Source organism: Metapseudomonas cellulosilytica (assembly GCF_049334135.1).
Lineage (GTDB): Bacteria > Pseudomonadota > Gammaproteobacteria > Pseudomonadales > Pseudomonadaceae > Metapseudomonas.
Map to the genome: position 1 here is coordinate 38,669 of NZ_JBHZGN010000034.1, position 10,795 is coordinate 49,463.

The 10,795-nt window shown below is 64.3% G+C and carries 1 protein-coding gene; it reads left to right on the plus strand.

Annotation, left to right across the window (positions count from 1 at the left end; translation table 11 throughout):
• Positions 1-1,008: 1,008 nt before the first annotated feature.
• On the plus strand, positions 1,009-10,795 hold a 9,787-nt coding region (locus ACFW0H_RS27750), incomplete at its 3' end, for a peroxidase family protein (protein WP_422917068.1).

The window sequence follows — 10,795 nt, forward strand, 5'->3', positions numbered from 1 at the left end:
AGTCACCCCTCTCCTCTTCTGGGGTGAAGAGGCACGCTTTCGGAAGCACCGCTTCCGGTGCCGATGAACGCCTGAGCGCGAAGCGATCGGGCTGGGGCGCAGGGCGGGGGCCGGGGGTGAGGGTAGCGTCCGGTCAGCACGCTAGCGTGGGCTATCACACAAGCTTGCCAATCCGGCGTGAACTGAATTCCCCGGTAATCCGTGAAGAACCTTTCTGTTTTGCTGGCCGAACCCGCCGTTGCAACGGCCGACCGGCTCTGTTCCGGGCCTTCTTCTGCAACGTGTGCCTTCTGCTGAAGTCCAGGCAAACCTGATAGTGGGCTCGCTTGCCCGGGTTAGTTCCCAAGCAAGAAAGATGCCGCTGAAATTCCCGAATTACGACTTGAATTAACGGTTGTTTTCCGCTGATAAGTGGAGTTGACGATCTCGACCGCTCTGCCTAGCGGCTTTCAGTCATGCAGAAGGAACGCCTCAGGTGCGTTGAAAGAGTGCTACAGCATGTTTAAAGCCGTCTGCGAACTGATTGTTTTCGAGTTTTTCATTGAATTCAGGTTCTTATATTGATTTTACATCTTGAAACATATTGCGACGGTTCCTTGACAGTATATGGCGCCGGAACTTTAGTCAGGGTGTGAATGAGTACGACTGATATTGGCACGCAGTACCGTTGAGGGACGTTGCCGCCGTAGCCGCTTCAACAAGCTAGGGAGAACGTCATCATGGCGATCGAATCGTCCATGCATCGGGGGGCTGAAGGCCCACCGATGTGCGCACGCATTTCGGTCCGCTTCCACGGACCGCCCACCGACAGAGCCTGACCTCCGCCAGCCATAGCGCGGCGCGTCACCCACCCGAATCGTTCCGCTGACCTCCGGGCCCTGGCGCCCAGGAGCTGCGGCTGCTTTTCCGATTCGCTCCTGCATCAGCTTCTTCGTTGCAAACGTGGAATCGCTCCCGCGTGGGCGTGATTCAGCCTGCTTTTTTGCTGCCGGTCCTGAGGGTTAGAAAATGGCCAACTTCATCAAGTCTGACCTCGAGTTCATTCTCCAGCAGATCCTCATCGCTGAAGCCAATGCGAGGGGCAAGGACCTGTCCGCCTTGTTGCCCAACAGCCAGGTGCCCTTTGGCCTGCGTACCGTGGACGGACGCTTCAACAACCTGATCCTCGACCAGTCCCTCTTCGGCGCATCGGAGCAACTCTTTCCGCTGATGCTCGAACAGTCGTTCCGCAATGAACTGGATGGTGACAGCTTCGACCTGAACGGTCCGGCCCCTGGCGGGCTGGTCACCAACACCAACTTCGCCACCACCGGGCCGGTCGCCGGCAATGTGGTCGATGCCGATCCGCGGATCATCTCCAACCTGATCGCCGACCAGACCAGCAACAACCCGTCGGCGGTCCAGGCGTTCGTCGATGCCGGACAAGGGGCCCTCGCCGATGGCACCCAGATCGATCCGGCGACAGGGTTGCCGTTCGCCATCGGCACCCTGCTGGACCTGAACAATGCACCGATTCCCGCCGGGACGCTCCTGGGAATCCCGAACACCGCTCCGGATGCAGGTCTTTCCGCACCCTTCAATACCTGGTTCACCTTCTTCGGCCAGTTCTTCGACCATGGCCTGGACCTGGTCCAGAAGGCCAACAACGGCACCGTGTTCATTCCGCTGCAGCCGGACGATCCCTTGTTCGTGCCGGGTGGTTCGAGCAACTTCATGGTCCTCACCCGGGCCGACAACATTGCGGTGGGGGCCGGCGCCGACGGCATCCTGAACACCGCCGACGACGTGCACCGGCACCTGAACACCACCACGCCCTTCGTCGACCAGAACCAGACCTATAGTTCGCACCCCTCGCACCAGGTATTCCTGCGTGCCTATGAACTGAACGCGGCCGGCCAGCCGGAGGCCACCGGCAAGCTGATCACCAACCGCAACCTGGGCGCCGATGGCGCGTTCGGCACGGCGGACGATGTGGAACTCGGCGGCATGTCCACCTGGGCAGTGGTCAAGGCCCAGGCCCGCGACCTGCTCGGTATCAACCTCACCGATGCCGACGTGGGCAGCGTCCCGCTGCTGGCCACCGACCTCTACGGCAACTTCATCAAGGGGCCGAACGGCTTCCCGCAGGTGGTGATGAGGGGGTTCGACAATGTCGCCGGCACCGCCGATGACGTCCTGGTGGAAGGCAATCCGGCGGCACCCATAAGCCTGGCCAATGCCGTGCGCACCGGTCAGGCCTTCCTCGTCGACATCGCCCACAGCGCCAATCCCTTCGACAGCCAGACCGGTGCCCCGAAGGTGGCCGATGCGGACCTGGTCGCCGGTGTCGACGATGGCATCGCGGGAACCTATGACGACGAACTGCTGGGTCAGCACTTCATGGCCGGCGACGGCCGGGTCAACGAGAACATCGGCCTGACCGCCGTGCACCACGTGTTCCACTCCGAGCACAACCGGCTGGTGGATCACACCAAGGACGTGATCCTGCAATCCCTTGACCTGGCCTTCCTCAGCGCCTGGCTGATGCCGGGCACCGCGCCAGCCACCTTCCCGGTCACGCCGGCGGAAATCGCCGCGCTGCAATGGAATGGCGAGCGGCTGTTCCAGGCCGCCAAGTTCGGCACCGAGATGCAGTACCAGCACCTGGTGTTCGAGGAGTTCGCCCGCAAGGTGCAGCCGCAGGTGGATGTCTTCCTCGCGCCGGATGGCTTCGATGCGACCATCGATCCGGCAATCGTCAACGAGTTCGCCAGCGTCGTGTTCCGCTTCGGCCACTCGATGCTGGTCGAGTCCATCGATCGCCTGGATCCTGACTTCGGCTCGAACGAGATCGGCCTGATCGGCGCCTTCCTCAACCCGCTCGCCTTCAACAATGTCGGTGGCGTGACGGTCACCGCGGAGCAGGCCGCCGGCCTCATCGTCCGCGGTGTGACCCGCCAGCAGGGCAATGAGATCGACGAGTTCGTCACCGCGGCGGTGCGCAACAACCTGCTGGGACTGCCCCTGGACCTGCCGGCCCTGAACATCAGCCGCGGCCGCGACACTGGCGTGCCGTCACTGAACGCAGCGCGTCGGGAGTTCTACCAGATGACCGGCGACAGCCAGCTGAAGCCCTACGTCAGCTGGGCCGATTTCATGGGCAACCTCAAGCATGAGGCTTCCCTGATCAACTTCATCGCGGCCTATGGTGCCCACGCGAGCATCACCGGGGCCACGACGCTGGCCGCCAAGCGCCTGGCGGCCATGGAACTGGTATTGGGCACCGATCAGAACGGTGACGGCCTGGTGGCAGCTGATCGCATGGATTTCCTGAACAGCACGGGCGCCTGGGTCAGTGGGGCGAATGGTGTTACCACCACCGGCCTGGATACCGTCGACTTCTGGATCGGCGGCCTGGCCGAGAAGCAGATGCCCTTCGGCGGGTTGCTGGGCTCAACCTTCAACTTCGTCTTCGAGACCCAGCTGGAGGCGCTGCAGAACGGTGACCGCCTCTACTACCTGTCCCGCCTCGCGGGGCTGAACTTCCTCACCGAGATGGAGAACAACTCCTTCGCCAAGCTGGTGATGCTCAATACCGATGCGCGCCACCTGCCGGCGGACATTTTCTCCACGCCAGCCTTCATCCTCGAGTCCAACCCCGTGATCCAGCACACCGGCCTCGACGAGCCCGGCGCAGACGGCCTCCAGGGAACGGTCGACGATGTCGCCGGGGCGGACGGCGTGCTGGGCAATTCTGATCCGCTGGGCGGCAGCGGCCTGATCCCGCTGGTGATCCGCGACAATCCGGCGACGCCAGCCGTTGACACCAACTTCGTGCGCTACACCGGCGTGGACCACGTGGTGCTCGGTGGCAACGAACTCGACGACACCCTGATCGCCAGCATCGGCGACGACACCCTCTGGGGCGATGCCGGCAACGACCGGTTGGAAGGCGGTGATGGCGTCGACAATATCGAAGGTGGCGACGGCAATGACATCATCACCGACTGGGGCGGCGACGACGTCCTCAAGGGTAATGCCGGCGATGACGTCATCCATGGCGGCAATGGCGAGAACCTTATCCTCGGCGGCGACGGCAGCGACTTCATCATCACCGGTGAAGATGTGTCCGAGACCTTCGGCGGACAGGGCAACGACTTCATCCTCGGTGCCCAGATGAACCTGCCGACCTTCGGCAACGAGGGTGACGACTGGATCGAGATCGGCACCTCGGACGGTGCCGCCGGCGACAACTTCGACCCGCTGGAAGCCAGCACCATCCTGGGACATGACGTCATCATCACCGGTGGCGGCTTCGACGAGGCCGACGGTGAGGGCGGCGACGACATCATGGTGATGTCCGACGGCGAGGATCACTTCAACGGCGGTGGCGGTTTTGACTGGGCCAGCTATGACAACGACCTGCTCGGCGTGTCCGCCGACCTGCTGGTCAATGACCTCATCGAGCCGCCGGTGGCACCCTCGAACCAGGGCATACTCGACCGCTTCGCCTTTACCGAAGGCCTGACCGGCTCGGCATTCGCCGACGTGCTGCGTGGCGATCACGCCGACGCGGCGGAAATCAACGTACCCGGGGCGCTGAACGGCGGCCTCAACGCCGCCGGTATCGCCCGCATCACCGGCCTGCAGGATTTCCTCAACCAGATGCTGGGTACCGCGGCGGTGCCCGTGGTGACCTCCTTCGCCACCGGCAACATCATTCTCGGTGGCGGTGGCAGCGACATCTTGGAAGGTCGTGGTGGCGATGACCTGCTCGACGGCGAACGCTTCCTCAATGTGCGCATCGCAGTGGCCGGCCACGTGCCGCAGCCGGGACAACCGGTCATCACCACCGTCGACAGCCTCACCGAGCTCATACCCTTCATGCTGTCCGGCGAAATCACCCCCAGCCAGCTCAGCATCGTCCGTGAAATCAACACGGCCGCCGTTGCCTCTTTCGACACGGCGGTGTTCTCCGACATCCTGGCCAACTACATCGTGACCACCGATGCGGCCACCGGCGTGACGACGGTCCAGCACCAGGTGCTGGACGTCGATGGCAACCTGGTGGCGGGCCCCGACGGCACCGACCGCGTGGTCAATATCGAGCGGCTGCAGTTCGCCGACCAGGCCGTGGTGCTGGTGGCCGGTCTCAACGCCGAGCCGGTTGGCCTGCTGACGATCGATGACACCACGCCGGCGGTCAACCAGGTGCTGACGGTTTCGGCGGCGGGTGTCACCGATGCCGACAATCCGGGCGGCGCGATCACCGGCCCCATCAGCTTCGTCTGGCAGGTCGAACGGATCGCCGGCACCGGCGTGTTCGAGGACCTGCGCGTCGAGGGCGCCAACAATCCGGCGACGGTCCACGGCACTACCTTCCGCGTCACGCCCGATCTCGATGGGCTGGCGCTGAGGGTCCGGGCGATCTACCAGGACGCCAACGGGACGCTGGAGAACGTGTTCTCGGCGGCGACCACGCCGGTCGCCGGCGTCATAGTCGTCGCCCCGCCAGCGCCGATTCCGGAGGAGAGCCCCACCACCAGCCCGGGTAACGGCCTGCACCTGATCCGCAGCGACCTGCAGTTCATCCTCGACCAGATCCTGATCGCGGAACAGCATGCGGCCGGTGCGGACCTGCTGTCCCTGCTGCCCAACTCGCGGGTGCCCTTCGGCCTGCGTACCGTGGACGGCTCATTGAACAACCTGGTCGTGGGACAGACCAATTTCGGTGCCGCGGACCAGGACTTCCCGCTGCTGGTGGGCCAGCAGTTCCGCAATGACCTGGACGAAGCGCCGTTCAACGGCATCACCAACACCAACTTCGCCACCACAGGACCTGTGGATGGCAATGTGGTCGACTCCGATCCGCGGATCATCTCCAACCTGATCGTCGACCAGACCATCACCAACCCGTCGGCGGTGCAGGCCTTCCTCGAAGCGGGGCTGGGTACCCGCGCCGTGGATCCGGTTACCGGTGCGCCGCTCTCCAATGCCGATGGCACGCCGATCATTCTCGACCTCAATGGCGTCGTCATCCCGCGTGGGCAGACCCTGACGATCGGCAACACCACACCTGACGAAGGCCTCTCGGCGCCGTTCAACGCCTGGTTCACCTTCTTCGGACAATTCTTCGACCACGGCCTGGACCTGGTGCAGAAGGGGGAGAACGGCACGGTCTTCGTTCCGCTGCAGCCGGATGACCCGCTGATCACCCATGGCCCGGACGGCATTGCCGGCAGCGGTGACGAGCTGACCGACCCGGCGCTGCAGTTCATGATGGTCACTCGTGCCGTCAATACCCAGGTCCTGCCTGGCGTGGACGGTATCCTGGGGACCGCCGACGACGTGCATACCCAGAACAACCAGACCACGCCGTTCGTCGACCAGAACCAGACCTACACCTCGCATCCGGCGCACCAGGTCTTCCTGCGTGCCTATGAGCTGGTTGGCGGCGTGCCGGTCGCAACCGGCCGGCTGATCACCAACAGGGATCTGGGCGCCGATGGCGTGTTCGGTACCCTTGATGATGTGGAGCTTGGCGGCATGTCCACCTGGGGCGTGGTCAAGGCCCAGGCGCGCGACCTGCTGGGTATCGAACTCAGTGACTTCGACGCCCTCAACGTGCCGCTGGTGGCGGTCGATCCGTACGGCAAGTTCATCCCCGGCGCGAACGGCTTTGCCCAGTTGGTGGTCGACCTCGGCCCTGACGGCTTGCCCAACACCGCCGACGATGTGCTGGTGGAAGGCGACCCGGCCGCACCGATCAGCCCCACCGCGGTCGGCGCCCTGCGCACCGGCCACATGTTCCTCGCCGACATCGCCCACAGCGCCAACCCCTTCAGCGCCTTCGGTGTCCCGCTGACGGCGGATGCGGACGCCGTGGCCGGCGTCGACGATGGCCTGGGCACCACCTACGACGACGAGTTGCTGGCGGAGCACTTCATGGCCGGCGACGGCCGGGTCAACGAGAACATCGCCCTGACCGCCGTGCACCACGTGTTCCACGCCGAACACAACCGCCTGGTCGTGCATATCAAGGATGTGGTCCTTGCCAGCAATGACGTCGCTTTCGTCAACCAGTGGCTGCGGACGCCGATTACGGTGCTGCCCACCACGCAAGGGGAGATCGATGCCCTGCAGTGGAATGGCGAGCGCCTGTTCCAGGCGGCGCGTTTCGGCACCGAGATGCAGTACCAGCACCTGGTATTCGAAGAGTTCGCCCGCAAGGTGCAGCCGCAGGTTGACGTGTTCCTGCAGGAAGGCCAGGGCTACGACTCGACTATCAACCCGGCGATAGTCGCCGAGTTCGCCCATGCGGTGTACCGCTTCGGCCACTCGATGCTGCTCGAGACCGTCGACCGGCTCGACCCCAACTTCGCCTCCAGCGAAATCGGCCTGGTCGAAGCCTTCCTCAACCCGCTGGCGTTCGATGCCAACGGCACCCTCACCGCTGAACAGGCCGCTGGCGCCATCGTGCGTGGCGTGACCCGGCAGCAGGGCAACGAGATCGACAACTTCGTGACCGATGCGCTGCGCAACAATCTGCTGGGCCTGCCGCTCGACCTGCCGACCGTCAACATGACCCGCGCCCGCGACACCGGTGTTCCGTCGCTGAACGCGGCACGCCGGGAGTTCTACACCGCCACGGGCGATTCCCAGCTCAAGCCCTATGCGAGCTGGGTCGACTTCGCGATGAACCTGCGGCATGAGTCGTCGATCATCAACTTCATCGCCGCCTACGGCACCCACGGGACGGTGGCCAGTGCGACGACGCTGGCCGACAAGCGCATAGCGGCCATGGAGCTGGTCTTCGGCACGGACCAGAACTTTGATGGGGTGGTGGCGGCCGACCGCCTCGAATTCCTCAACGGCCCCGCCGCAACCACCGGCGTCGACGATATCGACCTCTGGGTCGGCGGCCTGGCCGAGCGGCAGATGCCCTTCGGCGGCCTGCTGGGTTCGACCTTCAACTACGTGTTCGAGAACCAGATGGAGAAGCTGCAGAACGGCGACCGCTTCTACTACCTGGAACGCACGGCGGGGCTGAATTTCCTCACCGAATTGGAGAACAACTCCTTCGCCAAGCTGATCATGGCCAACACCAATGCCACGCACCTGCCGGGTGACGTGTTCACGACGCCGACCTTCATCCTCGAGAGCGACCCGACCAGACAGCACACCGGCCTGAACGAGGCCGGGCTGGATGGCATCCAGGGCACGGCCGACGATGTGGCAGGTCTCGATGGCCTGTTCGGCAACTCCGACCCGCAGGCTGGCAGTGCACTGCGGCAGCTGGTGATCCGCGATGACCCGATGACGCTCGCTGTGGAGACCAGCTACCTGCGCTACACCGGCGAAGACCATGTGGTCCTGGGTGGCACCGAAGGCAATGACATCCTCATCTCCGGCATCGGCGACGATACGCTGTACGGCGATGGCGGCAACGACAGGCTCGAAGGCGGCGACGGCGTGGACATGATCCTCGGTGGTGCCGGCGACGACATCATCACGGACCAGGGCGGCGACGATAACCTGCAAGGTGGCGAGGGCAACGACGTCATCCACGCCGGCAACGGCATCAACCTGATGCTCGGCGGCTTCGGCAAGGACTTCATCATCACTGGCGAGGACGAGTCGGAGAGTTTCGGCGGCCCGGGCGATGACTTCATCCTGGGCGTGCGGCCGAACGAGATGGTGTTCGGCAACGAAGGCGATGACTGGCTCGAGCACGGCATGGCCGATGGCAGTGCCGGTGAGAACTTCGACGCCCGCGGGCTGGACGCCATAGTCGGCAACGACGTCTTCATCGGTGATGACACCATCGACCGGATGGAGGGTGAGGGCGGCGACGACATCATGGTCGGCAATGGCGGCCCGACCGACCGTTACATTGGCGGCTCCGGCTACGACTGGGCGGTGTTCAAGGATGATCCGGCCGGGGTGAACGTCGATATGCGCTTCCGGGCGTTCAACGAGGCCCCGATTGGAGCTGTCTCGGCAGTGTCGGTGCTTGCTCGCTTCGAATCCGCCGAAGGCCTGTCGGGGTCGGGGTTCAGCGACATCCTGCGTGGTGATGACTCCGATGCGGCGGCCATTTCCGTCTCCGGCTTCACCGGCAGCGTATTGACCAACTTCGACCTGATCAGCAGCCTGCGGTCATTCATCGGCTCTGCCGGTGACGGCCCGGATGGTATCTCCGGCAACGCCGACGACAGGTTCGGTGCCGGCAATGTCATCCTCGGTGGCAACGGCAGTGATCTCATCGAGGGTGGCGGCGGCGATGACCTGATCGATGGCGACAAGTGGTTGAACGTGCGCATCAGCGTTCGCCAGAACCTGGATGGAACCGGGCCGGAAATCGCCAGCTTCGACAGCTTGACGGCACTCGTACCGTTCATGACGGCGGGCGTCTTCAATCCGGGGCAACTGGTGATAGCCCGGGAGATCCTGCCGGGGACGGGCGCAGGCGTCGACACGGTTGTATTTACCGGTAATGCCGCCGATTACACGGTCGACATCAACAATAACGGCACCACACTCGACTTCAGTGACGATATCGTCACTGTGACCGACTCGGAGGTCGGGCGGAATGGAGTGGACCGGCTGACCGGCATCGAGCGCCTGCAGTTCGCCGACCAGACCCTGAGCCTGGCTCCCACCAGCAATTCCGCTCCACAAGGGCAGGTGTCGGTGAACGATGCGACACCTGAGGTCGGTACCCTGATGAAGGCGTCCATCGCCGGTGTCACGGATGCGGACAATCCTGGCGGATCGATCACCGGCCAGGTGGTCTACTCCTGGCAGGTGGATAATGGCGATGGCCTGTTCCGGGACATCATCCAGATCGATGTCGCGGCTGCGGACCAGGTGGCGACTGGCGAAACGTTCAGGGTGACAGCCGATCTCGCCGGCCAGACCCTGCGGGCCAAGGCCATCTACAAGGATGCCAATGGCGTGCTGGAGACCGCGTTCTCGGCACCGACCGCGCTGGTGTCGGCCACGCCGGCCCAGGATGTGGCCACGGGCGAGCCGGCCATCAGCGACATCAGCCCGACCCAGGGCCAAGGCCTGACAGTCGGACCGGGGACCATCGATGATCCGGATGGAATCGCCACGTCGATCTTCAGCTTCCAGTGGCAGTCCTCGAACGACGGCGTCACCTTCACCGACATCGCCGGGGCGACCAGCCGTGGCTTCACCCCGACGGCAGCGCAGATCGGTCAACGGCTGCGGGTGGTGGCGAACTTCACGGACGACCTCGGCGGCCTGGAATCGCGGACCTCGGCGGCCACCGCCGTGGTGGGTGCGCTCGTCCTCGGCACCGTCGGCGACGACCTGCTCATAGGCACCATAGGCGGCGACGAGATCATCGCTGGTGACGGCAACGACATGCTGGTCGGCGGGCTGGGTGACGACACCCTGCAGGGCGAGGCCGGCGACGACGTACTGATCGGCGGGCCCGGCGCGGATGTCATGGTCGGCCTCGTCGGTAACGATACCTACGAAGTCACCGACCCTGGCGACGTGGTCGTCGAACTCCTCGGCCTCGGCCATGACACGGTCTCGACGTCGCTCAACAGCTACACCCTGAGCGCCAATGTCGAGGGCCTGTTCTTCGGCGGCAGCGGCGACTTCGTCGGCTTCGGCAACGCCCTGGACAACGTCATCGTCGGCAGCGTCGGCAACGATGTGCTGGTGGGCGGTGTCGGCGCCGACATGATGGCCGGCGGCCAGGGCAATGACGCCTATAACGTCGACAACCTCGGGGATGTGGTCAGCGAAGACGCCGGCGGCGGGGTGGACTGGCTGGTGA